Source organism: Mycolicibacterium arcueilense, assembly GCF_058536225.1.
The window spans coordinates 1-25,945 of sequence record NZ_JBZTYL010000038.1 but is presented as its reverse complement, the minus strand read 5'-3'; the positions used below and the strand labels follow the sequence as shown (position 1 = coordinate 25,945).

Sequence of the window (25,945 nt, the reverse complement as noted above, 5' to 3'; positions counted from 1 at the left end):
CCCGAGTGTCTCGAGAACAGACCGCCTAGTCACGCACCCGGGCAGGCGATTCTGCAACAGCCACATAGTGGCTGCGATCCGCCGCGCTGATGATCACAGGCCGGTCTACCCGCTCTTGCGACGGAATTCCCGCCGGTTCTCGACCGGGCCATGTGCCCGCGATTTGTCACGCCCGCCGTCCTTGTGCGCAGCGCCGCCAGACGACTGCGCCTTCTTGCGCTCCAGGGCCTCCCGGAATTTGCGCTTGTTGTCGTCTTCCGGAGTGTCGTCAGCCATACGCGGCAGCGTAGCCTGCGAACACCGCCATAGTCATCAGGTTTGATTGCCGCCTCCGGCGGCGCCATTAGCGTCGGCCCGGCGGCATCCCGTACACGTGCGTGATCGGCAGGGTCAGCAACACGCGGCGATCGTCGACCATGGCGCGCCGGTAATCGTCCCAGTCCGGATGCTCTCCGGCAATGTTGCGGTACAAGGCAATCAGCCCCTCGACCGTATCGTCGTCGGGCGACGCTGCGGGCGGGGTGAGAATCGCATCCCCCTCGGCAACCGCATACGCCCAACCATCGTCGGAGCTGACATGAATGGATGCCCGGGGATCCCGCCGCAGGTTGCGGGTCTTGGCCCGCGGCTCGGTGATGGACACCTGGATCTGCACTGCCCGCGGGTCGAAGTAGTAGGAGACATTCGACAGTTGCGGACGACCGTCCTGCTTGATCGTCGCGAGAACTCCCATCGAGTTGCCGCCGATCAAGGCCAAAAGCTTGTCGTCGAAAACCTGGCGCCCCATGTGACGAGCGTACGTCTTTACCATCGGTTCGATGAGTGTGATTGACGGCAACACCCTCGACGGCGTCTCGGCGACGTCGCTGTGGACCCTGGGCAACCGCGGTCTCGAGGCCAGACGTTCCGACGGCGTGATCCGTGACCCGTGGGCCGTGGCCCTGCGTGACTCGATCGACTACGACTACCGCAAGTTCGGCAGGCCCACCCAGGCCCATGCGCTGCGGGCCCGCACCTTCGACGTCGAGACCCGCGACTACCTCTCGACGCATCCCAAGGCCGCGGTGGTGGCATTGGCCGAGGGTCTGCAGACCAGCTTCTGGCGACTCGACCAGGCCGGGGTGGCCGACGAATTGACCTGGTATTCAGTCGATCTACCGCCGGTGATCGCGATCCGGGACAAACTATTGCCTCATGACGACCGCATCGTCGCCCTGGCCCAGTCGGCACTCGACCGCAGTTGGATGGACCATGTCGACGCAGGAGACGGTGTGTTCATCACCGCCGAGGGCCTCCTGATGTACCTGGAACCCGACGACGTGCGCAGCCTGATCGCCGACTGCGCGGCACGGTTCCCCGGCGGGCGGATGGTCTTCGACTCGATCCCCCACTGGGTGAGCCGGCGCACCATCAAGGGTCTGCACCTGTCCGACCGCTACATCGCGCCGCCGATGCCGTTCGCGCTGACCGCCGAAGAGGGCCTGGCCATGGCCGGGACGGGACCGGGAGCCATCGCCGGGGTGAGATCAGCCCGGGACGTGCCCATGCAGGCCGGGCGCGGCCTGTTCAAGCTGGCCGCCGAGCCGTGGCTGGACCGGATCGGCGCGATCCACCGCATCAGGCCGTCCATCACGGCATTGGACTTCTGACCCGAAGGATCGAGAAAGAGACGACTGTGCTGATTCCAGGACTGCATCGCCGGCGGTATCGGCGGGCGCTGATCGCGCTCACCGCTTTGCTCGTCGTCGGTGTCACGCCGTCCTGCGCGACCGAGGCGAAAACGGAAAAGAGGTCCGCTGCGGTCGCGGTGGTTCCCGAGGCCCTCACTTTGCACGACGTGACTGTCACCCGCGTCCACTACCGGTCCGACGCCGGCCCCACCGACCGGTACCCCGACCAGAACTGGGCCGATCTCTACCTGCCCGCCGGTAGGCATGCGTTCAATTCGGTCCCGCTGGTGGTGCTCATCCACGGCGGCGGCTGGCAGAGCACGATGGGCGCGGGGGTGTTCCAGGGACTGGCCCGAGAGGTCAGCAGCCGCGGCATGGCCGTCTACAACATCGAGTACCGCAGGATGGGGTCGGGCGGTGGGTGGCCGACCACATTCGACGACGTGGCCGGCGCCATGGACTATGTCGCCGAGGTGGCCCTGCAGTATCCGCAGCTGGCCATCGACGACGCGCTCGTCGTGGGGCACAGTGCGGGAGCCCAGTTGGCGGTATGGGCCAGCACCCGCCAGGACCTGCGCGGTGACGAGGTCGGATCCCGGCCGCGGTTCCGGCCGACCAGGGTCATCTCTCTGGCCGGTCCGCTCGACATGGTCTACGCCGCCGACCACGGCGACAAACGCATCGTCGCGGTGCTCGGCGGCCGCCCGGCACAGGTGCCGCAGCGGTACGCCTCGGTCGACCCGATCCAGAACCTCGACCCGAGCGTGCCGGTGATCGCGGTGCACGGAACTCTCGACACTGTTGTGGCACCGGCCAATTCGCAGCGCTACGTCGCAGCGCTCAAGAAGCGCGGCGGTCGGGCCAGCGTCGAATTGCTCCCGGGTGAGAATCACACGTCGATCGTGTCGACGCACTCCCCCATCTTCCGGCGGGTGCTCCACCTCATCACCGCCACCTCGAAGGCCGAATTGGACCAGCTGCCGGTGAAGTGACTGGTTAGGCTGGAGCGGTGACCCGCTACATTGCGTTCCTGCGCGGCATCAACGTGGGAGGGGTGAATCTCAAGATGGCCGACGTGGCGAAAGCCATGGAGGCGGCCGGATTCACCGAGGTCAAGACGATTCTGGCAAGCGGAAATGTCTTGCTGGACAGCACTTCCAAGGCCCCGAAGGTCCGCACCACGGCTGAGAAGGCATTGCGCGACGCTTTCGGCTACGAGGCCTGGGTATTGGTGTACGACATCCCCACGCTGCAGGAGATCTCCGCCGGTTATCCGTTCGAGCGGGAAGTCCCCGACCACCACTCCTATGTCACGTTCGTGAGTGACGACGCCCTGCTCGACGAGCTCGCGGCGCTGCCCCCGGGGGACGACGAAAAGGTGGAGCGGGGCGACGGGGTGCTCTATTGGCAGGTGCCACGAGCCGCGACACTCGGCAGCACGATCGGCAAGACCATGGGCAAGAAGCGCTACAAATCCTGCACCACCACCAGAAATCTGCGGACCCTGGAAAAGGTGCTGCGCTGAGGCGTCACCCGCGCGCTCTTCGCATCCACCGCAATCCTGCGCTCGTGCCGGCGGCGGGCCGGTACTCACAGCCCACCCAACCCTCGTAACCGGTCTCGTCGATGACGGCGAGCAGGTAGTCGATCGCCAGTTCTCCGCTGTCCGGTTCGTGCCGATCGGGGACTCCGGCGATCTGCAGGTGCCCGACGCGACCGGTCGGAATGTCCGACCGCAGCCGGACCGTCACGTCGCCCTCGGTGATCTGGCAGTGGTACAGGTCCAGTTGCACCTTGAGGTTCGGCGCCCCGATATCGCACACGATGCGGTGCGCGTCGTCCTGCCTGCTCAACAGATAGCCGGGCATGTCGCGCTGGTTGATCGGTTCGATCATTACGTCGACGCCACGGCCTGCGGCCTGATCGGCGGCCCAGGTGAGGTTGTCGCGGTACAGCGCCAGCCGCTCCTCGCGCTCGGCACCGGTTGGGACCAGGCCGGCCATCACGTGCACCCGTGGGCAATTCAGCGCCTCGGCATAGCCCAGTGCGCGGACGAATCCATCCCGGAACTCGGCCTCGCGGCCGGGCAGGGAGGCGGTGCCGCGTTCCCCGGCCCCGAAATCGCCGGGAGGAGCGTTGAACAACGCCTGCTCCAGTCCGCAGGCATCGAGACGGCCGCGCAGCTGCGCGGCCGGGTACTCGTACGGGAAGAGGAACTCGACCGCGGTGAACCCGTCGGCCGCCGCGGCGGCGAATCGGTCGAGGAAGGCGTGTTCGGGGTACATCATGGAGAGATTGGCCGCGAAGCGTGGCACGGCGGACTCCTTCCAGCTGAACCGAATCACCGGTCGAGGTCATCTTTGCGCGTGCGGTCGACGGGGTTGGCACCGGCCGCCGGAACGCGGGTACATTCGCGCCATGACGGGTGGCTCAGAGAAGGTCAGCGGCAGCGCGCTCACCGGTGTCTCCGAGACGGCACTGCTGACCTTGCAGGTGCGCGCGCACGAGGCGCGCCGCCCGGACGGTCTGATCGACGATCCGGTGGCGGTGCAACTGGTCGACTCGATCGATTTCGATTTCGCCAAGTTCGGCTATACCCGCCGCCAGGACATGGCCCTGCGCTCACTATTGTTCGACCGGATCACCGGCGACTATCTTCGCGAGCATCCGAAGGCCACCGTGGTGGCGTTGGCCGAGGGGCTGCAGACCAGCTTCTACCGCCTGGACGCCGCCGGCCTGGGGCATGACTTCCGCTGGTTGTCAGTCGATTTGGAGCCGATGATCGAGCTCCGCAACAAGCTGCTACCCAAGCCCGACCGGGTCACGCAGTGCGCCCAGTCGGCACTGGACTTCAGCTGGATGGACCACGTCGACACCGATCACGGCGTGTTCATCACCGCCGAGGGCCTGCTGATGTATCTACAGCCAGAGCAGTCCATGTCACTGATCCGTGCCTGCGCGCAACGCTTTCCGGGTGGGCAGATGATGTTCGACCTGCCTCCGGCGTTCTTCGCGTTTCTCACCCGCAAGGGGATGCCGACCTCGATGCGCTATCGGGTGCCACCCATGCCGTTCAGCCTGTCGCCGGACGAGCTCGCCGATCTGGTCAACACCGTCCCCGGGGTGCGGACGGTACGCGATCTGCCGATGCCGCCGGGACGCGGCAGGATCTTCAACCTCCTGCTGCAGACCTATCACCTGCCGCTGTTCGACCCCGTCCGCCCGGTGATGGGACTACTGGAGTTCGGCTAGGCCCGCCGAACTAGACGGCCACCAAGGACTTTTCGAACCTCAGGTGAGGATCCTCGACGGGCCCGTTGCGCAACGTCTCGGCATCCACCGTGTAGTTCATGGTCATCTGCCACGGTCCGTCGACGCCCTGGCGGGGGATCTCGTCGATGGCACGCTGCACGTATCCGGCCCCGAAGTCCAGGAGCGGGCGGGTCTGACCACCGGCGAACTCCGGTTGGACGACGTCGAAACCGTTGTCGTCCATGTGCTTCAACAACCGGCAGAAGTGCTCGCAGAGCAACCCGACCTTGAGTGTCCATGACGAGTTGGTGTAGCCGAAGGCGAAGGCGAAGTTCGGCACGCCCGAGAGCATGATGCCCTTGTAGGCGACCGTGTCGGAAAGATTCGCCGCCTGACCATCTACGGTCAGCGACATCCCGCCGAACAGCTGGATGTTGAGACCCGTTGCGGTGACGATGATGTCGGCGTCGAGCTCGCGACCGGACTCCAGCAGGATTCCGTTCTCGGTGAACGTCGCGATGCGGTCGGTGACCACCGAGGCGCTGCCGTTGCTGATGGCCTTGAACAAGTCGCCGTCGGGCACGGCGCACAGCCGCTGGTCCCACGGGTTGTAGTGGGGCGCGAAGTGCTCGTCGACGGGGTACCCCTTGGGCAGCTTGGCGGCATTGACCTTCTGGATCAGCCACCGGGCCGCGGTCGGGTACTTCTGGCACAGCACGTAGACGGAGCGTTGCTTGATGATGTTCTTGCGCCGGGCCGCGGCATACCCGAGGCGGTCGCCCAGCAGCCGCCTGGCGGTGTTGGCGAAGGCGTCCTTGGCCGGGACGGGAAGCACGTAGGTGGGTGAGCGCTGCAGCATCGTGACGTGCCCGGCGGTCGGCGCCATCGACGGCACCAGCGTCACCGCGGTGGCACCGCTGCCGATCACGACGACCTTCTTGCCGGCGTAGTCGAGGTCCTCGGGCCAGTGCTGCGGATGCACGATGCGTCCGGTGAACCGGTCCTGACCTTCGAAGTTCGGGGTGTAGCCCTGGTCGTAGCGGTAGTACCCGCCGCCGCAGAACAACCAGTTCGCCGAGATCTGCACGAGTTCGGGATCCGCGCAGTCACTGCCGGTCCGCTCGATGTCGACGGTCCAGGACGCCGTCGCGGAGTCCCAGGCCGCGCCGAGCACCTTGTGGTGGAACCGGATGTGGCGGTCGATGCCGTTCTCCGACACCGTCTCGCGCAGGTAGGCCAGGATCTTGTCGGCGGTCGCGATGGCGTGCTCGTCGCGCCACGGTTTGAATTCGTACCCGAAGGTGTGCAGGTCGGAGTCCGACCGAATGCCCGGGTAACGGAACAGGTCCCACGTGCCGCCGGTGGCGCCGCGGGCCTCCAGGATCGTGTAGCTGCGGCCCGGGTGTTCACGCTGCAGGTAGTAGGCGGCACCGATGCCGGAGATTCCGGCGCCGATGATCAGTACGTCGACGTGTTCGGTGTGGTTCATGTCTCAATGGTTGCGGTCGGCCGACTGTCACCCAAGGTCGGAAATACCAAATCTCAGCCATCTGATGGTGCACTTTGCACCATCGATCTAGGCTGGAGGGATGGCGTGGAAGCCACCGTCACCGCGGGTGCAGGACCTGATCCGGCAATGCGCACAGATTGTGCTCAACCCCCGCCAGGAATGGCTCGAAGAATTCGATGCCGCAGTCCTGGCCGCCAGCCCGGCAATCTCATCCGACCCCGAGCTCGCCGGAGCGGTCGTCCGCAGTAACCACGCCAACCTGTTCTTCTGGGGCACGGCGAATGTGCGCGACCCGGGCGCTCCGGTGCCGCCGAATACCGGTCCGGAGCCGCTCAGCATCGCGCGGGAACTGGTGCGCCGCGGCGTCAGCGAGTTCCCGCTCGATGCGTACCGGGTCGGTGAGGGGGTGGCCTGGCGCCGGCTCATGGAGATCGCCTTCGAGCTCACGTCCGACCCTGGCGAGCTACACGAGATGCTCGACGTGTGCTCCCAGTCCATCAGTGCGTTCGTCGACGCCACGCTGGCCGGGATCGCCGCCCAGATCGACCTGGAACGCGACGACCTGACCCGCGGCACCCACGCCGAGCGGCGCGAGACCGTCGCGCTCCTGCTGGAGGGCGCCCCGATCCCCCGGCAGCGCGCCGAGGCCCGTCTGGGTCACGCGCTCACCGGAACGCACACCGCAGCGGTGATCTGGAGCGAGGACCCGGCGAGCGACCTGTCCGGATTGGACCGGGCCGCCGAGGCATTCGGCCAGGACTGCGGCGATCCTCGGCCGTTGAGCGTGCTGGCCAGCACCGCCACCCGGTGGGTGTGGGCCGCAGGTGGCGCCGACATCCAGCACGACTTCCAGGCACTGACGAGCGCCGCCGCAGAGTTGGCCGGCATCCGGATCGCCATCGGCCCGCCGGCCGACGGTCTGGATGGGTTCCGGCGCAGCCACTTCGATGCGATCACCACGCAACAGATGATGGCCCGGCTGCACTCCACACAGCAGATCGCAAGGTTCGCCGACGTCGAACTCGTCGCACTGGCCACCGCCGACCCCGACCGTGCCGCCGAGTTCGTCAGCCGCAATCTCGGCGATCTCGAGACCGCCGACCCTGAATTACTGGAAACGGTAAGGGTATTCGTCAACGAACAGTGCAACGCCTCACGCGCCGCGGCACGGCTGTACCTCCACCGCAACACGCTGCTGCGACGACTGGTCCGCGCCGACGATCTCCTGCCCCGCCCGCTTGCCGAAAACAGTGTCGCGGTAGCCGTCGCCCTGGATATGCGCCGCTGGCACGGCAACCGGACCGGCTGACCCAGCCCGGTCAGTCGAAAGCGCTGTCCAGATAACGCAGGGCGTCGGCCTTGCCGATCCCCAGCGCATGGGCGGCCTCGGCGAACGAATGCGCGGCAGCGGCCATCGCGGCATCGGCCGGATCGGCCCGTGCCACGAAAGTGCCGTACCGACCCCGGGTCTCCAACACCCCCGCCGATTCCAACTCGCGATAGGCCCTGGCCACGGTGTTCACCGCAAGCCCGACCTTCCCGGCCAGCTCACGCACCGTCGGCAACCGGGTACCCGGCGACAGGCGCCCCTGCCGAATCCCCTCGATAATCTGGATCCGGAGTTGATCGAACAACGGTTTTTCCGCGCTCGAATCAATCAGAACCCATTCCCCCAACTCGACCACATCCTCAAGTATCACCCAAACCGACTACGTTGGTGATGTGCAAGTGACTGTCCTCAGTGGTGCCGGAATCTCGGCGGAGAGCGGTGTACCTACGTTCCGCGACGTCGAGACGGGCCTGTGGGCAAAGGTGGACCCCTACGAGATCTCCAGCATCGAAGGCTGGCAGCGGCACCCGGAGAAAGTCTGGGCCTGGTATCTGTGGCGGCACTACATGATGTCCCACGTGCAGCCCAACGACGGACATCGGGCCGTGGCCGCCTGGCAGGACTTCGCCGACGTCCACGTCATCACCCAGAACGTCGACAACCTGCACGAGCGCGCCGGCAGTACGAACGTCTACCACCTGCACGGCAATTTGTTCGAGTTCCGTTGCGATGCATGTGGTTCGAAGTTCGAGGGCAACCTGCCCGAGATGCCGGAGCCGGTCGAGACGATCGAACCTCCGGTCTGCCCGTGCGGCGGCCTGATCCGGCCGAGCGTGGTGTGGTTCGGCGAGCCGCTGCCCGACGACGCCTGGCAACGGTCGGTACTTGCGGTCAGCAACGCCGATGTGGTGATCGTGGTGGGCACCAGTTCGATCGTCTATCCGGCGGCGGGCCTCGCCGAAGCCGCCGTCGCCGCAGGCACCGTGGTGGTCGAGGTCAATCCGGAACGCACCCCGCTGTCGGACAGTGCGACACTCTCGCTGCGCGAGACCGCGGCCGGTTCCCTGCCGAACCTGCTGCAGCGGTTACCCACGCTCCTCGGTAGTCGCGACGTCGGCTAGGCCGGCCTGACCGCCCGCCCGATCGCGAACTCCGTCACCGGCAGCGGCACCCAGGCCGGCATCGCCATCTCACGGTGCGCCGTCTCAACGTGGAATCCACTGTCCGCGATCGCCCGCTCGGTGTCCCGATGGGTGTGGCAATTGCCGAACAACCGTGGCCACACGGTGGCATCCGCCACGCGCTGCATCCCGGCCCGCCAGCCGTGACCGGCGACATGCTCCAGGTACCGCAGTTCGCCGCCCGGCCGGACAATCGAAAACAACTGGCACAGCACCGTATCGGGCTGATCGATCGAGCACAGAACCAGTGAGCACACCACCGCGTCGAACGGCTCTGCGCTGCTGAACTTCTCGGCGGTGTCGCTGGTGACGGTCACCGGCACCGCGGCCTGCGTCGCCGCGCTGCGGGCCACTTCGGCAAGGTGACGTTCGGGCTCGATGGCGACCACCTCGGTCACCGTCGGCGGATAGAAGGCGAAGTTGGTCCCGGTGCCTGCACCGATCTCCAGCACCCGCCCGCTCAGTCCGGCGAGGTTGTCACCGCGCAGTCGGCGCAGTGCCTTGGGCTCCGAACTCGACAGCGTCTTCCACACTCGGGCGAAGAACGGATTGTCGACGGTCTTGTCAGTCACGGCTTCTACCCTTCTTCGGCGCCTTCGTCGGCGTGTTCACTGGCCAAGCCCTGCAACCGCGCGATTGCCTCGGCAGGTGCGAGGTCGGTTCCGATGATCCCCGAGACGATCTGACCGGTCGACACCGCACGCAGCACGCGGTCGGTGAACGCCTCGACATCTCCCCAGGGCAGATACGGCTTGGAGATCAGGATCGCGGCAACCCCGTGCGCCGCGGTCCACAGTTCCAACGCCAGCATCGTGGCGTCGCCGGGCGGATACACGCCCTCGGCGATCAGCGCCTCCATGGCAGCGCGCATGTGTTGGAACGCAGAGCTGTTGAGCGCGACGTCGACGTCACTGCCGGGCCTGCCCTCACCCATGGTCGCCAGCCGGTACAACTCGGGTGTGCGTCGGGCGAAGTTCACGTAGGCGTGTCCCTGCGCACGCAGCACCTCGATGGTCGAGGTGTGATCGGAGGCGGCGCGCTGCATCTCCTCGTCGAGTTTCTCGAAATACCGCGAGCACACCGCATCCAGCAGCGTGTCCTTGTCCTCGAAGTGGAGGTAGATCGACGGCGGTGTGACCCCGACCCGCTGAGCCACCGACCTGATCGAGACCGCCTTGGCATGACCGGTTTCCAGCAGTAGTTCGGTTGTGGCGTCGAGGATCTCATCGCGCAGCAGCTCCCCGGAGCCACGAGGGGCGCGGCGCCGCTTGCGCGATTGAATGACCACGCTAACCAGCGTCCTTCACACAGGCATCGGCCGGCTCACGCTTGTCCCGGTCCGTGGGAGCCTCACCGGCTCCGATGGGGTCTCGCTCATCCGGACCTGACTCACTGATCCCGATTCGCTTGTGCAGTCGGGCCAACGGTGCGGGCGCCCACCAGTTCCACTGCCCCATCAGGTGCATGAAGGCCGGCACCAACAACATGCGCACCAATGTGGCGTCGACGAGCACCGCGATGGTCAGGCCGAGGCCGAACATCCGCATGAAGGCGACCTGAGCGGCGATCAGCGCTGCGAACGAGATCGACATCAGCAGTGCCGCGGCTGTCACCACCCGACCGGTGCGGGCCAGGCCGAGCGCGACGCTCTCGTCGTTATCCTCGCGGGTCTGGCCGGATTCGAGCCAGTATTCGCGGATCCGCGAGACCAGGAACACCTCGTAGTCCATCGACAACCCGAATGCGATGCAGAACAACAACACCGGCAGGTTGGCCACCAAGGTGCCCGTCGATGTGGTGCCGAGCGCGCCCAGGTGCCCGTCCTGGAAGATCCACACCAGCGCACCGAACGCCGCCGACAGCGACAACACGTTGAGCACCAACGCTTTCAGCGGGAGCACCACGCTGCCGGTGAGCAGGAACAGCAACACGAATGTGATCGCGGCGATGATGCCGAGGACCAGCGGCAACCGGGAGGTGATCGCATGCGAGCTGTCTCGGTTGACCTGCGCGAGCCCGGTGAACTGCACCTCGGCCGGCGCAGGCACGGCGTGCAATGCGTCGAGCTGGGCCTCAGAGGCGTCGCTGAACAGCGGGACATGGCTGCCGACGGTGAGATACGCACTGCCGTCGGCCATTCCGGTTCCTGACGTCGGCGGTCCGACCCGGCGCCCGTCGACGAAGGTGCCCCCTGGCGCGGACACGGAAACCCCGTCGGCGGCGCGGGACAGATCGCCGGCATAGCGGTCGAGCTCGGTGGGCGTCAGGCGAGTCACGTCGGGCAACACCACGGTGACGGCGGTGGACGAGTCGACGGCGAAGTCGTTGCGCAGTTCGTCGCCGACTTGACGGGACGATGCCGACGACGGCAGCACCCGGTCGTCGGGGAATCCCCATTTGATGCCGAGGAACGGGGCGCCCAGCATGAGCAGCAGCGCGATCACGGCGAATCCGACGAGGACCGACCGGCGCATCACGCGCTTGGTCATGCGGTACCAGAACGTCTGCTCCACGGACTTACGCACGGGCTCGGGCCGGCCCAGGACGCGGCGGATGAACCGGCGTACGTCGTAGGCGTCCAATCGGTCGCCCAGCAGCGCGATGGCGGCCGGCGCCACCACGATGGCCGCGAATGCCGCGAGCGCCACCACCGCGATGCCCGCGTACGCGAAAGACTTGAGGAAGTACATCGGGAACAGCACCATCGCCACCATCGACAACGCCACCGTCATCGCCGAGAACAGCACCGTGCGCCCGGCCGTCACCATCGTGCGCACCAACGCCCGGTCCGGGTCGACGCCCTCGGCGAGTTCGTCGCGGTAGCGGCTGACGATCAGCAGGGTGTAGTCGATGGCCAACGCCAGGCCCATGGCGACGGTGAGGTTGAGCGCGAAGATCGAGACGTCGGTGACCATGGTGAATCCGCGCAGCACCGCCAGCGATCCCAGGATGGCGAAGCCGCCGACTGCCAGCGGCAATGCCGCGGCGAGCAATCCACCGAACACCCACACCAGGACCAGGAAGCTCAACGGGATCGCGATGGATTCCATCATCAGGAGGTCTTTTTCGCTCTGCCCGTTGATCTGGACATAGATCATCGCCTCGCCGCCGGCGCGCACGGTCACGCCGTCGCGGTCGTGCACGAGTCGATCGGTGAGCTCCTTGGCGTGTTTCTGTGCGCCGCTCTCCCCGCCGGTGATGCCGGCCAGGATCAGCCCGGTCTTGCCGTCCCTGCTGATCAGCGTGGCCGCCGCGGGTGCGGGCACAGTCCACGCCGAGCTGACCTCGGTCACGAATGGCGATGCTTTGATCTGGGCGGCGATGTCGGCGCCTGCGGCTCGTGCGGCCGGGCTCTGGGCGCCGGCGTTGTCGTCGGTGACGCTGATGACCAACTGCATGTCGCCGCGGGCGAACTTGTCCGACAGCAGCTGCGTGGCCCGTGCCGATTCCGACGTCGGGTCCTGGAATCCGCCGGCTGACAGGCTCTTGGCGACCGGGATGCCGAAGATGCCCGCGGCGACCATCGCCAGTGCGGCCACGATGAGAACCCGCCGCGGCGCGGCGAGGGCCAGATGGGCGATTCGGTGCAGCACTGAGTGTCCTTCCCCCGATGAATACCGCCGTTAAGTTAACAACGGTAAGTTTCCAGCGTCAACGTGGGTCTCGCTCTACACACGGCGACCGGCCCGAAAGGGTTCAACTCCCACGTACGCGATGAATTCGGTGGCTTCCGTGCGTCTAATAGGGCATGACGATCACCAGCGACCCCGGAACCACGACTACCGACATGACCGACACCGGATTGCTCATCCTGCGCATCGCCACCGGCGCGACCATGCTGCAGGCCGGTCTGATCAAGGCATTCGACTTCGGCACTGCCGTCGAATTCATGGAATCCACCGGTTGGCGGCTACCCGCATTCGGCGCGTTCATGGTCACGGCGGCCGAAACCCTCGGCGGCATCGGCCTGCTGCTGGGCATCCTCACCCCGTTGGCCGCCTGCGCGGTGATCGGTGCGATGGTCGACGCCTGGGCCGTGAACGTCTCGGCCGACGCCTTCTGGTCCCAGCCGTTCAACGTCCCGTTCCTGGCCGCATTCGCCGCCGTAGCGCTGCTGTTCACCGGTGCCGGCGCGTTCTCGGTCGATCACCGGGTATTCGGCCGCTCCCGGGTGTCGGCCCGGGCGTCCGTGGGTCTCGTGGTGATCGGCGTCGTCGCCGCCGTGGTGACCTGGATCGCGCTGAACCCGAGCAATCCGATCCACTTCACCAAGCCGGGCGCCTGAGACCCCAGCCAGCTCGTCGATTTCCACGCAAGGGCTGCGCCCAGCGCGCTCAAGCGACCCGGCGGTAGAAATCGGCGCAGCCGCCACGCACCCACGCCCCGCATCGGGGCTACTCGCCAGAAACCTACCCAAAAGTAGGATTGCCACCATTTTCCGAACCGTGACTCAAAGATTCCTTAATGGTGACCCATACGCTCAGTGTCATGTGGATCGACGACACCAGTGCCGATGTCATCAAGGTTGACTTCGAGGCTCTCTACCACGGCGATGTCCTGGTCGAGGGGGAAACCTCCGAGCAGTTTGACGACTACCAAGAACTGCCCACCGCAGTATGAGAAAACGCGCGCCTCGCGGCGCGCGTTTCCCATCTTCAGTTTGCCGTAGTTTGCCCCTTCAAGGGCCGCAGTCCTCGCTCAGGCGAGGACTGCTTCTTTCTCCGGCTCGGCTTCGTCCGCGCCGATCATGTTCGCCAGGCGCCCACTGATCAGCTCCTCGGCCTCCGACACCATCCGCGAGACGAGTTCGCCGCAGGTGGGGATGTCGTTGATCAGCCCCATCGAGGTTCCGACCGACCAGATGCCCGCGTCAAGATCACCGATCTCATAGACCTTCACGCCGCGTTTGCCGGCCACCAGATCCTTGACGTCCTCGAACTGGCCGCCGTCTTTGAGGATCTGCACCACCTCACGCGAGACCGTATTGCTCGCCACCCGCGCGGTGTTGCCCAGGCTGCGGAAGATCAGCTCGGTGTCGAGCTCGGTGCCCGCCACGATCGCTTCCTTGACCTTCTGATGGATCGCCGACTCCGCGGTGCACATGAACCGCGAACCCATGTTGATGCCGTCGGCACCCAGCGCCAGTGCAGCCACCAGACCACGCGCATCGGCGAAACCGCCCGAAGCGATCATCGGGATGTCGATCTTGGCCGACGCGGCCGGGATCAGGACCAGGCCCGGGATGTCGTCCTCGCCGGGGTGACCGGCGCACTCGAACCCGTCGATGCTGATGCCGTCCACACCCAGGCTCTGTGCCTTGACCGCGTGGCGCACCGAGGTGCACTTGTGCAGCACCTTGATGCCGTTGTCGTGGAACATCGGCAGATGCGGCGCCGGGTTGGAGCCCGCGGTCTCGACGATCTTGATGCCGGAGTCGACGATCACCTGGCGGTACTCGTCGTATGGCGGCGGGTTGATCGTCGGCAGGATCGTCAGGTTCACACCGAACGGCTTGTCGGTGAGCTCACGACACCGCTCGATCTCCTTGGCCAGATCCGCCGGGGTCGGCTGCGTGAGCGCGGTGATGAAACCCAACGCACCCGCATTGGCCACGGCCGCAACGAGTTCGGCACGGCCGACCCACTGCATGCCACCCTGCACGATGGGGTGCTCGACCCCGAACGTCTCGGTGAACTTCGTCTTCAATGCCATATCAGTCCTTAATTACCTGGGGGCCATACGGATAGCGCCGTCGAGGCGGATCACCTCGCCGTTGAGCATCGGGTTCTCGATGATGTGCACGGCCAGGGCGCCGTACTCGTCGGGATCGCCCAGCCGGGCCGGGTGCGGCACCTGCTGGCCCAGCGACTTCTGCGCCTCTTCCGGCAGCGAGCCCAGCAGCGGGGTCTTGAACAGCCCCGGCGCGATGGTGCACACCCGGATCAGCTCACGCGAGAGGTCACGCGCGATGGGCAGGGTCATGCCGACCACGCCGCCCTTGGACGCCGAGTAGGCGGCCTGCCCGATCTGGCCGTCGAACGCCGCGACCGAGGCGGTGTTGATGATGACGCCGCGCTCCTCGTTCTTGAGCGGCTCGGTCTTGGCGATGCGCTCAGCACTGAGCCGGATCACGTTGAACGTGCCGATCAGGTTGACCTCGACCACCTTGCGGAAGCCGTCGAGCGGGAACGCACCGTTCTTGCTCAGGGTCTTGATCGCGTTGCCGATGCCGGCGCAGTTGACGTTGATCCGCACCGGGCCAAGCGATTCCGCGACGTCGAGCGCCTCGGTCACGCCCACCTCGTCGGTGACGTCGGTGGCGACGAACTTGGCCCGATCACCCAGTTCGGCCACGACCTCTTCACCCTTGAGGTCGATCACGACCACCTGGGCACCCGCATCCAGCAGGCGCTTGGTGGTGGCCAAACCCAGGCCGGAGGCACCGCCGGTGACGACGGCTACCGCGTCCTTGATCTCCATGTACCGCATTCCTTTCCGGCCGGCGTCCCCGCCGACCCCTGGTCGAACCAAACAGTGGTGGAACTAAACCCAGTCCCGCAGAACGGCTTCCGTGTCAGCCCCGCGCGGGCCCGGCGGCGTCGGCACCGCAGGGACGCTGCGGGAGAACCGTGGCGCCGGCATCGGCTGCAGATTGCCGCCTTCGTCGAAGAACGTGTTGCGCTCGGCGATGTGCGGTTCGGTGAGCACCTCGGCGAAGGACAGCACCGGAGCCGCACACGCGTCGGTACCGGCGAACACCTCGGCCCAGTGGTCCCGGTCGTGCGCGGCGAATGCCTTGGTGAACGCCTCGCGCAGCTCGGGCCAGCGCGCCATGTCGTTCTGATCCGGAAGATCGGCGTCATCCAGCCCCAGACCCTTGAGCAGCTCGGCGTAGAACTGCGGCTCGATCGCCCCGATCGACATGTAGCGGCCGTCGGAGGTCTCATAGGTGTCGTAGTACGGGGCACCGGTGTCGAGCATGTTGGTGCCGCGCTCGTCAGACCAGAGACCCTGGCTACGGAAGCTCCACATCATCTGCATCAGCACGCTGGACCCGTCGATCATCGCGGCATCGATCACCTGGCCCTTGCCCGAGGTCTGCCGCTCGAACAGGGCCGAAAGGATGCCGACGAGCAGGAACATCGACCCGCCACCGAAATCACCGGCGAGGTTCAGCGGCGGCACAGGACGCTCCCCCTTGCGCCCGACCGCGTGCAGCAGGCCGTTGAGCGAGATGTAGTTGATGTCGTGGCCGGCCTGCAGGGCCCGCGGGCCTTCCTGGCCCCAGCCCGTCATCCGGGCGTAGATCAGCCGTTCGTTGACCTTGGCGCAGTCGTCGGGCCCCAGCCCCAGACGCTCGGTGACACCGGGGCGGAAACCCTCGATCAGTACGTCGGCCTTCTCGACGAGTTTGAGCACCAGTGCGCGGCCCTCGTCGCTCTTCATGTCCGCCGCCACCGACCGGCGGTTACGCAGCATGGTGTCGCCGCTGGGCGTACCGGTGCCCTTGCCCGGCCGTTCGATGCGCACCACGTCGGCACCCAGATCGCCGAGGATCATTGCCGCGTGCGGGCCGGGGCCGATGCCCGCCAGCTCAACAACGCGCAAACCTTGCAGTGGTCCAGCCATGCTCTTTTCGCCCCTTCGCGTGTGGGTCTCGGTTGACCGGTGACATAGCTTACTTGTATAACCTTCTCGAGCCGGTATGGCCATAGCCGCCCCCGCCCGGAGCGGGCCACAGGCCCGCCAGACCTAAGGTGCATAGATGACCGTGACCCGCGAGTACCCCGACGTCAAAGACGTGACCGTATCCCTCGAGGGCGGTGTGCTGTCGGTGACGCTGAACCGGCCCGACAGCCTCAATTCGCTGACGCAGGACATGCTCGTGGCGATCGCCGACGCCATGGATCTGGCCGCCACCGACTCCGAGGTGCGCGTGGTACGCCTCGGCGGCGCGGGCCGCGGATTCAGCTCCGGCGCCGGCATCAGCGAGGACGATCAGAACGCCAAGAGCCACGACGCCGAAGGCGTGCTGGACGCCGCCAACCGCGCCGTCGCATCGATCGTGGCGCTGCCCAAGCCCGTCGTTGCCGCGGTGCAGGGCCCCGCTGCCGGCGTCGGGGTATCGCTGGCACTGGCATGCGACGTCGTGCTGGCCTCGGAGTCGGCCTTCTTCCTGCTCGCTTTCACCAAGATCGGGTTGATGCCCGACGGCGGTGCCTCTGCTCTGGTCGCCGCGAACATCGGCCGCATCCGGGCCATGCGGCTGGCGCTGCTGGCCGACCGCCTCACCGCCGCCGACGCCTTCGACTGGGGCCTGATCAGTGCCGTGTACCCGGCCGACGAGTTCGACGCCGCGGTGGACAAGATCATCGCCAAGCTGCGCTCCGGCCCGGCGGTCGCGCTGCGCGAGACCAAGCAGGCCGTCAACGCGGCGACGCTCACCGAGCTCGAGGGCGCCTTCGCCCGCGAGCGCAAGGGCCAGCTCCAGCTGCTGGTGTCCGACGATTTCCGCGAGGGCACCAAGGCGTTCCAGCAGAACCGGCGCCCGGAGTTCACCCAGCAGTAAGCTCCGCGCGCCCAAAAATCGTTGGACGCAACCCACTCCGGGTAGGCACCATCGGATGTTGTGAGCATGCAGCACGACATCCAGACACCGGTTGATCAGACCGGCGGCTGGCGTGTGCTCGCACCCTTCCGCATCCGCGAATACCGGTTGCTGATCGCCGCGGTCACGTTGTCGATCTTCGCCGAGGGCATGTGGTCGGTGGTGATGGCGTTGCAGGTCATCGCGATCGACAACAATCCGACCTCACTGTCGCTGGTGGCCACCTGCATGGGTGTCGGCCTGGTTGGCTTCGTTCTCGTCGGCGGGATCACCGCCGACCGGATCAACCAGCGCGCGATCATCATCGCGGTGGAGACCGTCAACCTGGTGACGGTGACGACCGTCGCGGCGCTGGGCCTGCTCGACCTGCTCAAGATCTGGCATCTGGCCGTCGCCGCAGGCATTCTCGGTATCGCCGCGGCATTCTTCTTCCCGGCCTACAGCGCACTGCTGCCCCGCATCCTGCCGCCCGAACAACTGTTGGCGGCCAACGGCGTAGAGGGCGTGGTGCGCCCTGTCTTCCAGCGTTCCGTCGGGCCCGCGGTGGCAGGCATGGTGATCGCCGCGACCTTCCCGTCCCTGGGCGCGGTCGTGGTGGCGGTGTTGTTCGGCGCGGGCCTGGTCCTGCTGGTCGCCACCCGTCCCACCGTGACTTCGGTTGCGGCACAGGACGGTGGTGAGCGCCCGCACGTATTACGTGATCTGCGTGACGGTTTCGCGTTCATGGTGCGAACACCATGGCTGCTGGCGACGCTGCTGTTCGCGAGCATGTTCGTGCTCGTCGTCCTCGGGCCGATCGAGGTGTTGCTGCCGTTCATCGCCCAGGACCGGTTCGCCGACGGCGCCAGGGCGTACGGATTCATCCTGGCGTTCTTCGGATTCGGCAGCGCACTGGGGGCGTTGACGGTGTCCTCACGCCGGATGCCGCGGCGCTACCTGACCACGATGATGCTGATGTGGGGCCTGGGCTCGGTGCCGCTGGTGGTCGTCGGCGTCACTTCGTCATTCCCGTTGATGGCGTTGGCCACGTTCTGTATCGGCGTCACCGACGGGGCGGGCATGGTGATCTGGGGAACGCTGCTACAGCGACGGGTGCCGACGGAGATGTTGGGCCGGGTGTCGAGCCTGGACTTCTTCGTGTCACTGGCGTTCATGCCGCTGTCGTTCGCGATCGTCGGCCCGCTGTCGAAGGTGGTCTCGATGGAGTCCATCTTCCTGGTGGCCGGGCTGCTGCCCGCCGTGCTGGCCGTGGTGGCCGTGACCGCGGCGCGGATGCCACGCGACGAGCTGGCGCACCCGCTGCGCTAGGTGGCTACTCCGCGTCTTTGTGCAGTCCGGTCAGGTGCGTGTAGGCCGCCGCGTTGAGCTGGTTGTGGCCGACCTCGTCATCGCTGAGCTCGCGGCGCACCTTGGCGGGCACACCGGCCACCAGTGAGCGCGGCGGCACCACCATGCCCTGTGGCACCACCGCACCGGCCGCGACCAGCGAACCGGCGCCGATCACTGCACCATTGAGCACCACCGCACCCATCCCGACCAGGCTGTCCTGCTCGACAGTGCAGCCATGCAACACCACGTTGTGCCCGACGGTGACGCCGGTGGCGACCAGGCACGGGAACCCGGGGTCAACGTGGACGGTCACCCCGTCCTGGATGTTGCTGCCCTCGCCGATCTCGATGGGCTCGACCTCGGCGCGCAGTGTGGCGCCGTACCAGACGCTGGCACCGGCGGCCAGCGAAACCTGGCCGATCACACTGGCATTGGGGGCAACCCAGGCTTCCGGGTCGATCTGCGGGGTATGACCAGCGACGGAGACGATCAGCGGCTCAGGCATGCCGGTCATGGTAGACAGCCGACCGGCCGGCTCACGCGCCCTGGTACACCTTGCGGTAGCTCGACGGGGATATTCCGAGCCCGCGGCGCAGGTGGTGACGCAGATTGCCCGACGTACCCAGACCTGACCGCCTGGCCACCTCGTCCACCGACAGGTCCCCCGATTCCAGCAGTTCGCGCGCCAGGTCCAGCCTGCGACTGCGAACCCAGGTGGCGGGAGCCTGCCCGGTCTCCTCGCGGAACCTCCGATTGAACGTGCGGGCACTCATGTGGGCATGCGCAGCCAGTCGCGTCACGGTGAGTTCCTCGTCGAGGTGCTGCAGCGCCCACTCGCGGGTGGCGGCGGTCGAGGCATGGTCGTCGACCGTGAGCCCGTGATCGATGAACTGCGCCTGCCCGCCCTCCCGCCACGGCGGCACCACGCAGTAGCGGGCCACCATGTTGGCCACCTGCGCGCCGTGATCGGAGCGAATGATGTGCAGGCACAAATCGATTCCCGCGGCCAGACCGGCGGAGGTGAGCACGTCGCCGTCGTCGACGAACAGTACGTCCTCGTCGAGGCGGACCTCGGGGTACAGCCGGCGCATGTCCGCGGCGAAGCGCCAGTGGGTGGTAGCGGGTCTGCCGTCCAGCAGGCCGGCGGCGGCCAGTACGAAAGCTCCGGTGCAGATCGAAACCAGCCGGGTGCCGGGGCGGATCCGCGAGAGGGCTTCCCTCACCTCGGCGCCCAACGCACCGTCGACGCGTGCCGGCGCGTACCTGGTGCCGGGGATCACGACGGTGTCGGCCGATTCCAGCGCCTCGGCTGCCGCGCCGGGCACCATGGCAAACCCGGTCGTCGACGGCACCGGGTCAGTGGTGAGCCCGCACGTCACCACCTCGTAGACCGGATTGCCATCGCTGTCGACGGCGTTGGAGAACAACGTCGGCGCGATGGCCGCGTCGAACCCGACCACCGGCGCCAGCAGGAGGACGGCAACACGGAGCACGACGCCAATTGTGGCACGTTTTTGATGATTGCTGTCGTTTATGCCACTGGTCGCGGCGGCCGTCCTCGGCAACAGTGATCGGGTGACTCGAAACCTCCACTGGGCCTGGGTGGTCGCCGCCGTGAGCTTCGTGGCCATCCTCGGCGCAGCCGGGTTCCGATCCATCCCGGGCGTGATGATGAACCCGCTGCACCACGAATTCGGTTGGTCGCACGGCACCGTCGGCCTGGCGATGTCGGTCAACATGATGTTGTACGGGCTCACCGCGCCGTTCGCCGCGGCACTCATGGACCGCTTCGGGGTCCGCCCGGTGCTGACGGTGTCGCTGCTGCTGATCGCGACGGGTTCGGCAGTCAGCACGTTGATGACCGCGAGCTGGCAGCTGGTGCTGCTGTGGGGCGTGCTCGTCGGCATCGGCACCGGGTCGATCTCGATGGGGTTCGTGGCGACCATCGCGACCCGTTGGTTCGAACAGCGCCGCGGGCTGGTCACCGGTGTGCTCACCGCGGCCAGCGCGACGGGACAACTGGTCTTCCTGCCGATCGTCGCAGCCGTCACCACCCAATACGGTTGGCGCTGGGCTTCTTTGATCGTCGCGGCGGCCTCGCTGGCCGTCGTCCCGCTCGTCGCGGTATTCATGCGCAACCGCCCCGCCGACGTCGGTTTGGCTCCCTACGGAGCCACTGAGCCAGTCCCGGGCGGGTCGGCTCCGACCGGAGGATTTGCGGCCGCTTTCGACGGCCTGCGCCTCGGCGCACGGACCCGCGTGTTCTGGCTGCTGGCCGCGAGCTTCGCGATCTGCGGCATGACCACCAACGGTCTGATCGGCACCCACTTCATTCCGGCCGCCAACGACCACGGCATGCCCACCACGGTCGCCGCAGGCCTGCTCGCCACCATCGGCATCCTCGACGTCGCGGGCACCGTGTTCTCCGGCTGGCTCACCGACCGGGTCGACCCCCGACTGTTGCTGCTCGTCTACTACGCGGGACGTGGCCTGTCACTGATGCTGCTGCCGTCCCTGCTGTCCCCCCACGCCGAACCGAGCACGTGGGTGTTCGTCATCTTCTACGGACTGGACTGGGTGGCCACCGTGCCGCCGACCATCGTGCTGTGCCGGGACTACTTCGGAGATCGTTCGCCGGTGGTGTTCGGTTGGGTGTTCGCCTCGCACCAGGTCGGCGCGGCCATCGCCGCCGCGGGTGCGGGATGGCTGCGGGATCTGAACGGCAATTACGACCTGGCCTTCCAGCTGGCCGCCGGACTCTGTTTCGTCGCCGCGGCACTTTGTCTCAGCATCCGAAAAGCGCAGGTCACCAACCCCGACCTGGTCACAATTGGCACTTCGGCTTTGCCGTAACCGCTTCGTAACCCTTACCATCCGATGCGGCGCCGCGGGGAACGCTGAGGCTGTCATGCTCGTGGTCGCTCGCCATAGTCGCGCGGAGAACCGCGTAACGCGTCACCGACAGCCGACGAATACCAGGCTAGGCATGAGCGGGAGGAAAACCCACCAAATGAAGACTCGCACCAAGACACTGGGCGTTGCTGCGGCCGTCGCCGCGATCACGGCGTCGCTGCCGCTGGCAGCCACCGCCTACGCCGACCCGGCGCCGACGACCACCACTGCCCCGGTCGTCGAAATCCCCGACCCGCAGGGCTCTGGCTGCGACAACTTCAAGAAGGCGATGCCGGACTGGAAGAGCTTCGCGGATCTGCCGACCGGCAAGGTGCTGGCCAGCATCCCGGACATCAGCACGTTCAACGCCGCGATCTCCGGCGGCCTGAACCCTGACGTCAACATCGTGCCGGTGCTCGACAACGGTCCGTACGTGATCTTCGCGCCGACCAATGACGCATTCGCCGCCATGGAGCCCGGCAAGCTCGATGCCCTCAAGGCCGATCCGGCCGCGCTCACCAGCCTGGACTACTACCACGCGTTCCTGGGCCTGCTCGGCCCCGATGACGTCAAGGGCCAGCGGCCCACCCAGCAGGGCGCCGAGGTCAAGGTGACCGGCAAGGGTGGCGACATCAAGGTCAACGACACCGCCAAGTTGGTCTGCGGTCCTATCCAGTCGGCCAACGCCAGAATCTACCTGATCGACACCGTGCTCGATCCCAACAGCCCGCCGGAGGCCATCGTGCCGACGGGCTCCAGCACCACGACCACGACGAAGGCCCCGGAGACCCCGGCCGCTGACGCCCCGATCGGCTGATTTCTTTTCTCAGCGCGAGCAGTCCCGCGCAAGCGGGTGGAGCCCCCAGCAAAACTGCCCATTTCCGCGTGGAAATGGGCAGTTTTGTGTCTGGTCGCCGAAAAAACTAGACGCCGAGCTCGCGTCCGATGATCTCCTTCATGATCTCGGTGGTGCCACCGAAGATCGTCTGGATCCGTCCGTCGACGTAGGCCCGCGCGACGCGGTACTCCATCATGTAGCCGTAGCCGCCGTGCAGCTGCACGCAGTTGTCGATGACCTTCTTGGCGACCTCGGTAGCCCACCACTTGGCCTTGGCTGCCTCGACCGCGGTCAGCTCACCGTCGACCACGCCCTGGAGGCAGCGGTCGAGGTAGTTCTCGGTGACCTCCAGCTCGGTGTCCATCTCGGCGAGCAGGAACCGGTTGTGCTGGAAGCTGCCGATCGGCTGGCCAAAAGCCTTGCGGTCCTTGGCATACTGCAGCGTCTCCTGGAAGACCGCACGCGCGCCGTAGATCGCCGAGATGGCGATCGAGAGCCGCTCCGAGGGCAGGTTGGTCATCAGGTGGTAGAACCCGCGACCTTCCTTGCCGAGCAGGTTGGCGTTCGGCACCCGCACGTTCTCGAAGTGCAGCTCGGACGTGTCCTGGCTGTGCAGGCCCATCTTGTCGAGCTTGCGGCCGCGCGTGAAGCCCTCCATGCCGCGCTCCACCACGAACAGCGTGAAGCCCTTGTGGCCGGCCTCGGGGTCGGTGCGCGCCACCACGACACACAGGTCGCAGTTGATGCCCGAGGAGATGAACGTCTTGGAGCCGTTGATGATCCAGTCGTCACCGTCACGTACCGCCGAGGTGCGAATGCCGGCCAGGTCGCTGCCTGCGCCCGGTTCGGTCATCGCAACCGCGATGATGGTCTCGCCGCTGGCGATGCCGGGCAGCCAGCGCTGCTTCTGCTCGTCGTTGGTGAGGTCCTTGAAGTACGGGCCGACGACGTCGTTGTGCAGGCTCAGCGCCGGGCCGTGCACACCGGCCCTGGCGATCTCCTCGTCGATGATCGCGTTGAACCGGAAGTCATCCGAACCGCCGCCGCCGAACTCCTCGGGCATGTTGAACCCGATGACGCCGTACTTGCCCGCGGCGGTGTACGCCGACCGGTCGACGATGCGCTCGGTCTCCCACTTCTCGGAATTGGGGACGAGCTCACGCTCGATGTATTCCTTGACCGTCTCCCGGAATGCCTCGTGCTCCGAGGTATAGATCTGTCGCTTCATGGCTTACTTTGCCTTCCAAACAGGTTCGCGCTTCTGCGCGAAGGCCATCGGCCCTTCCTTGGCGTCTTCGGTCTGCAACAGGGTGCTGAATTCGCGGTTGGTGCGCTTCCAGCCGTCCTTGTCGCCGGTGATGACGCCCTCGTCGACGCCGTAGGCGACACGCTTGCTCGCCTGCACGGCCAGTGGCGCGTTGCCCGTGATCCGTTCGGCCAGCTTGAGTGCGGCGTCGACGACGGTGCCGTCCGGCACGACCTGGTTGATCAGGCCCCACCGCAACGCGTCGGCCGACGACATCGGCTCACCCGTGAACAGCAGTTCGTTGGCCACCTTGCGGGGCAGCTGCTCGGCGATGCGGAACACACCGCCGGCACCGGCGATCAGGCCCCGCTTCACCTCGGGCAGACCGAATTTGGCGCTCTCTTCGGCGACGATCAGATCACTGGCCAACGCCAGTTCGGTGCCGCCGCCCAGGGCGGTGCCGTTGACCGCGGCGATGGTCGGCTTGTCGATGAAATGGCTGACGTAGCCGGCGAATCCGTATTCGGGATGCTCGGGGTGGAAGAGGTTCTCGCCCCGGGAGATCGCCTTCAGATCGGCGCCGGCACAGAACGACTTGTCCCCGGATCCGGTGATGACGACGGCGCGGATCTCGGGATCGTTCTGCGCCTGCTCCAACCCGTCGCCTACGGCGATGCTGACCGAGCCGTTGATCGCGTTGCGCGCCTCGGGCCGGTTGATCGTGATGAGCAGTACGTTGCCGCGCTTCTCGACAAGCGCGCCGGGCTGGGTGTCGGTGTCGGTCACAGGAGCTCCAGGATGGTCGCGTTGGCCTGGCCGCCACCCTCGCACATGGTCTGCAGGCCGTACTGAATGTTGTTGTCCCGCATGTGGTACAGCAGCGTGGTCAGGATGCGCGCACCGGAGCCGCCGAGAGGGTGGCCGAGCGCGATGGCGCCGCCGTTGGGGTTGAGGCGCTCCTCGTCGGCGCCGATGTCCTTGAGCCAGGCCATCGGAACCGGAGCGAAGGCCTCGTTGACCTCGAACGCACCGATCTGGTCGACGCTCAGGCCGGACTTGGCCAGTGCCTTCTGGGTGGCCGGGATCGGCGCGGTCAGCATGATGACCGGGTCGGCACCGGCGAGCACCGCGGTGTGCACCTTGGCAAGTGGCTTGAGCCCCAGGTCTTTTGCCTTATCGGCCGACATGACCAGCAGCGCGGCCGAGCCGTCGGAGATCTGGCTGGAGTTACCGGCATGGATCACGCCGTCCTCTTTGAAGGCCGGCTTGATGGCGGCCATGGATTCGACGGTGCCGCCGCGGCGGATGCCACCGTCTTCCAGCACGACGTTGCCATCCTGGTCCTTGATGCCGACGATCTGGTCCTTGAACGCGCCGGCATCCTGTGCGGCCGCGGCCTTCTCGTGCGACCGCAGGGAGAATTCGTCGAGCTGGGTACGCGACAGGCCCCACTGCTCGGCGATCATCTCGGCGCCGACACCCTGGTTGGGGGTCTGCCCGTTGTAGCGCTCCCGGAAGGCCTCCGGGTAGGGGTGGCCGCCGCTGGCCAGCGAGGAGCCCATCGGGGTGCGGGACATCGACTCGACGCCACCGGCGACGACGACGTCGTAGTGCCCGGCGATCACACCGGCGACGGCGAAGTGCAGCGACTGCTGGCTGGAACCGCACTGGCGGTCGACGGTCACGCCGGGAACGGTCTCGGGCCACCCGGCGGTGAGCAGGGCGGTGCGGGCGATGTCGAGGGCCTGCTCACCGGCCTGCATGACGCAGCCCCAGATGACGTCGTCGACGAGGGCGGGGTCGATGCCGGCGCGCTGCACCAGACCGTTGAGCACCTGGGCCGACAGCTCCGACGGATGCACACCGGACAGGGCGCCGTTGCGCTTCCCGACTGGTGACCGGACGGCCTCGACGATGACGGCTTCAGCCATGACTTCTCCTTTGAAGGGTGGGGCGCTACCCCGGTTGGACGCGATTGGGGCACTCGAGGTGAAAATAGACCAGTAGGTTTACTAGGTCAACCTACTGGTTGATCGCCTAGAGCCCGCCCTCGTACCTCAAGAATCGGTAGAGGCCCCTCCGGTGGTGT

The 25,945-nt window shown here is 66.7% G+C and carries 28 protein-coding genes; 12 read left to right on the top strand and 16 right to left on the bottom strand.

Annotated elements, in window-relative coordinates; genetic code table 11:
• Positions 1-105: 105 nt before the first annotated feature.
• Together AC4LGL_RS33330 and AC4LGL_RS33325 are read right to left on the bottom strand one after the other, a co-directional pair.
• Positions 106-276, bottom strand: a complete 171-nt coding sequence (locus AC4LGL_RS33330; RefSeq protein WP_110777269.1) for a DUF5302 domain-containing protein — start codon at positions 274-276, stop codon at positions 106-108.
• A gap of 67 nt (positions 277-343) precedes the next feature.
• Positions 344-787 carry a PPOX class F420-dependent oxidoreductase gene (locus AC4LGL_RS33325; protein ID WP_003882224.1) on the bottom strand — a complete coding sequence of 148 codons (444 nt, stop codon included), beginning with the start codon at positions 785-787 and terminating at the stop codon, positions 344-346.
• Positions 788-818: 31 nt separating this feature from the next.
• Here AC4LGL_RS33325 and AC4LGL_RS33320 point away from each other — a divergent pair, with 31 nt between their 5' ends.
• From AC4LGL_RS33320 to AC4LGL_RS33310, 3 genes are read left to right on the top strand one after another with little or no spacing between them, the layout of a single operon-like run.
• Positions 819-1,649 (top strand): class I SAM-dependent methyltransferase, encoded by an 831-nt coding sequence (locus AC4LGL_RS33320; RefSeq protein ID WP_491842507.1) that lies wholly within the window; start codon positions 819-821, stop codon positions 1,647-1,649.
• Between the two features lie 26 nt (positions 1,650-1,675).
• Complete coding sequence (locus AC4LGL_RS33315) at positions 1,676-2,662, top strand: alpha/beta hydrolase family protein (protein ID WP_491842506.1); 987 nt, start codon at positions 1,676-1,678, stop codon at positions 2,660-2,662.
• 17 nt (positions 2,663-2,679) lie between these two features.
• Complete coding sequence (locus AC4LGL_RS33310) at positions 2,680-3,195, top strand: DUF1697 domain-containing protein (RefSeq protein WP_491842505.1); 516 nt, start codon at positions 2,680-2,682, stop codon at positions 3,193-3,195.
• Positions 3,196-3,199: 4 nt separating this feature from the next.
• On the opposite strand, the gene otnI is transcribed toward AC4LGL_RS33310, so the two are convergent.
• Positions 3,200-3,985 carry a 2-oxo-tetronate isomerase gene (gene otnI / locus AC4LGL_RS33305; RefSeq protein WP_491842504.1) on the bottom strand — a complete coding sequence of 262 codons (786 nt, stop codon included), beginning with the start codon at positions 3,983-3,985 and terminating at the stop codon, positions 3,200-3,202.
• Between the two features lie 103 nt (positions 3,986-4,088).
• Between otnI and AC4LGL_RS33300 the strand changes: the two genes are divergently transcribed.
• Positions 4,089-4,922, top strand: a complete 834-nt coding sequence (locus tag AC4LGL_RS33300) for a class I SAM-dependent methyltransferase (RefSeq protein WP_491842503.1) — start codon at positions 4,089-4,091, stop codon at positions 4,920-4,922.
• Positions 4,923-4,932: 10 nt separating this feature from the next.
• Here AC4LGL_RS33300 and AC4LGL_RS33295 read toward each other — a convergent pair whose 3' ends face one another.
• Positions 4,933-6,411, bottom strand: coding sequence for a flavin-containing monooxygenase (locus AC4LGL_RS33295; RefSeq protein ID WP_491842502.1), 1,479 nt, complete (start codon positions 6,409-6,411; stop codon positions 4,933-4,935).
• Between the two features lie 100 nt (positions 6,412-6,511).
• Here AC4LGL_RS33295 and AC4LGL_RS33290 point away from each other — a divergent pair, with 100 nt between their 5' ends.
• The gene (locus AC4LGL_RS33290; protein WP_491842501.1) at positions 6,512-7,741 is read left to right on the top strand and encodes an Rv1453 family transcriptional regulator; all 1,230 of its coding nucleotides are present in this window, start codon (positions 6,512-6,514) and stop codon (positions 7,739-7,741) included.
• 10 nt (positions 7,742-7,751) lie between these two features.
• On the opposite strand, the gene AC4LGL_RS33285 is transcribed toward AC4LGL_RS33290, so the two are convergent.
• Positions 7,752-8,117 (bottom strand): Rv1152 family transcriptional regulator, encoded by a 366-nt coding sequence (locus AC4LGL_RS33285; protein ID WP_491842500.1) that lies wholly within the window; start codon positions 8,115-8,117, stop codon positions 7,752-7,754.
• 37 nt (positions 8,118-8,154) lie between these two features.
• Between AC4LGL_RS33285 and AC4LGL_RS33280 the strand changes: the two genes are divergently transcribed.
• The gene (locus tag AC4LGL_RS33280; RefSeq protein ID WP_491842499.1) at positions 8,155-8,883 is read left to right on the top strand and encodes an NAD-dependent deacylase; all 729 of its coding nucleotides are present in this window, start codon (positions 8,155-8,157) and stop codon (positions 8,881-8,883) included.
• Here the strand turns inward: AC4LGL_RS33280 and AC4LGL_RS33275 are convergent.
• The 3 genes from AC4LGL_RS33275 to AC4LGL_RS33265 are packed head-to-tail and all read right to left on the bottom strand — an operon-like array spanning position 8,880 to position 12,536.
• Positions 8,880-9,515: a class I SAM-dependent methyltransferase gene (locus AC4LGL_RS33275; RefSeq protein ID WP_491842498.1), complete on the bottom strand. Its 636-nt coding sequence runs from the start codon at positions 9,513-9,515 to the stop codon at positions 8,880-8,882. The two genes, AC4LGL_RS33280 and AC4LGL_RS33275, sit on opposite strands and share 4 nt — an antisense overlap.
• Before the next feature lie 5 nt (positions 9,516-9,520).
• Positions 9,521-10,240, bottom strand: a complete 720-nt coding sequence (locus AC4LGL_RS33270) for a TetR/AcrR family transcriptional regulator (RefSeq protein ID WP_491842509.1) — start codon at positions 10,238-10,240, stop codon at positions 9,521-9,523.
• Positions 10,233-12,536 (bottom strand): MMPL family transporter, encoded by a 2,304-nt coding sequence (locus AC4LGL_RS33265; RefSeq protein WP_491842497.1) that lies wholly within the window; start codon positions 12,534-12,536, stop codon positions 10,233-10,235. Before AC4LGL_RS33265 ends, AC4LGL_RS33270 begins: the two co-directional genes overlap by 8 nt.
• Before the next feature lie 155 nt (positions 12,537-12,691).
• Here AC4LGL_RS33265 and AC4LGL_RS33260 point away from each other — a divergent pair, with 155 nt between their 5' ends.
• Positions 12,692-13,228: a DoxX family protein gene (locus AC4LGL_RS33260; RefSeq protein WP_491842496.1), complete on the top strand. Its 537-nt coding sequence runs from the start codon at positions 12,692-12,694 to the stop codon at positions 13,226-13,228.
• A gap of 203 nt (positions 13,229-13,431) precedes the next feature.
• Positions 13,432-13,563, top strand: coding sequence for a hypothetical protein (locus AC4LGL_RS33255; RefSeq protein ID WP_155915856.1), 132 nt, complete (start codon positions 13,432-13,434; stop codon positions 13,561-13,563).
• A 78-nt stretch (positions 13,564-13,641) separates the two neighbouring features.
• Here the strand turns inward: AC4LGL_RS33255 and AC4LGL_RS33250 are convergent, their stop codons facing one another.
• The 3 genes from AC4LGL_RS33250 to AC4LGL_RS33240 form a co-directional block, all read right to left on the bottom strand.
• Entirely contained in the window at positions 13,642-14,655 is a 1,014-nt protein-coding gene (locus tag AC4LGL_RS33250) for an NAD(P)H-dependent flavin oxidoreductase (protein WP_491842495.1), read from the bottom strand.
• A gap of 12 nt (positions 14,656-14,667) precedes the next feature.
• Positions 14,668-15,423, bottom strand: a complete 756-nt coding sequence (locus AC4LGL_RS33245; RefSeq protein WP_491842494.1) for a 3-hydroxyacyl-CoA dehydrogenase — start codon at positions 15,421-15,423, stop codon at positions 14,668-14,670.
• 63 nt (positions 15,424-15,486) lie between these two features.
• Entirely contained in the window at positions 15,487-16,572 is a 1,086-nt protein-coding gene (locus AC4LGL_RS33240; RefSeq protein ID WP_491842493.1) for a CaiB/BaiF CoA transferase family protein, read from the bottom strand.
• Positions 16,573-16,708: 136 nt separating this feature from the next.
• Between AC4LGL_RS33240 and AC4LGL_RS33235 the strand changes: the two genes are divergently transcribed.
• Complete coding sequence (locus tag AC4LGL_RS33235; protein ID WP_491842492.1) at positions 16,709-17,512, top strand: enoyl-CoA hydratase; 804 nt, start codon at positions 16,709-16,711, stop codon at positions 17,510-17,512.
• A gap of 66 nt (positions 17,513-17,578) precedes the next feature.
• Entirely contained in the window at positions 17,579-18,859 is a 1,281-nt protein-coding gene (gene tet(V), locus AC4LGL_RS33230) for a tetracycline efflux MFS transporter Tet(V) (RefSeq protein WP_491842508.1), read from the top strand.
• Positions 18,860-18,863: 4 nt separating this feature from the next.
• Here tet(V) and AC4LGL_RS33225 read toward each other — a convergent pair whose 3' ends face one another.
• Together AC4LGL_RS33225 and AC4LGL_RS33220 are read right to left on the bottom strand one after the other, a co-directional pair.
• The gene (locus AC4LGL_RS33225) at positions 18,864-19,385 is read right to left on the bottom strand and encodes a gamma carbonic anhydrase family protein (RefSeq protein ID WP_491842491.1); all 522 of its coding nucleotides are present in this window, start codon (positions 19,383-19,385) and stop codon (positions 18,864-18,866) included.
• A 31-nt stretch (positions 19,386-19,416) separates the two neighbouring features.
• Positions 19,417-20,373, bottom strand: coding sequence for a GlxA family transcriptional regulator (locus AC4LGL_RS33220; RefSeq protein WP_491842490.1), 957 nt, complete (start codon positions 20,371-20,373; stop codon positions 19,417-19,419).
• 40 nt (positions 20,374-20,413) lie between these two features.
• On the opposite strand from AC4LGL_RS33220, the gene AC4LGL_RS33215 reads away from it, so the two are divergent.
• Together AC4LGL_RS33215 and AC4LGL_RS33210 are read left to right on the top strand one after the other, a co-directional pair.
• Positions 20,414-21,733: an MFS transporter gene (locus tag AC4LGL_RS33215; RefSeq protein WP_491842489.1), complete on the top strand. Its 1,320-nt coding sequence runs from the start codon at positions 20,414-20,416 to the stop codon at positions 21,731-21,733.
• A gap of 157 nt (positions 21,734-21,890) precedes the next feature.
• Complete coding sequence (locus AC4LGL_RS33210; RefSeq protein ID WP_491842488.1) at positions 21,891-22,589, top strand: fasciclin domain-containing protein; 699 nt, start codon at positions 21,891-21,893, stop codon at positions 22,587-22,589.
• Between the two features lie 106 nt (positions 22,590-22,695).
• Here the strand turns inward: AC4LGL_RS33210 and AC4LGL_RS33205 are convergent, their stop codons facing one another.
• Genes AC4LGL_RS33205 through AC4LGL_RS33195 form a run of 3 tightly spaced genes read right to left on the bottom strand, consistent with a single transcriptional unit; the run spans position 22,696 to position 25,787 of the window.
• Positions 22,696-23,838 carry an acyl-CoA dehydrogenase family protein gene (locus tag AC4LGL_RS33205; protein WP_418021697.1) on the bottom strand — a complete coding sequence of 381 codons (1,143 nt, stop codon included), beginning with the start codon at positions 23,836-23,838 and terminating at the stop codon, positions 22,696-22,698.
• A 3-nt stretch (positions 23,839-23,841) separates the two neighbouring features.
• Positions 23,842-24,642 (bottom strand): enoyl-CoA hydratase-related protein, encoded by an 801-nt coding sequence (locus AC4LGL_RS33200; protein ID WP_491842487.1) that lies wholly within the window; start codon positions 24,640-24,642, stop codon positions 23,842-23,844.
• The gene (locus tag AC4LGL_RS33195) at positions 24,639-25,787 is read right to left on the bottom strand and encodes a thiolase family protein (RefSeq protein ID WP_491842486.1); all 1,149 of its coding nucleotides are present in this window, start codon (positions 25,785-25,787) and stop codon (positions 24,639-24,641) included. Before AC4LGL_RS33195 ends, AC4LGL_RS33200 begins: the two co-directional genes overlap by 4 nt.
• Positions 25,788-25,945: the final 158 nt, after the last annotated feature.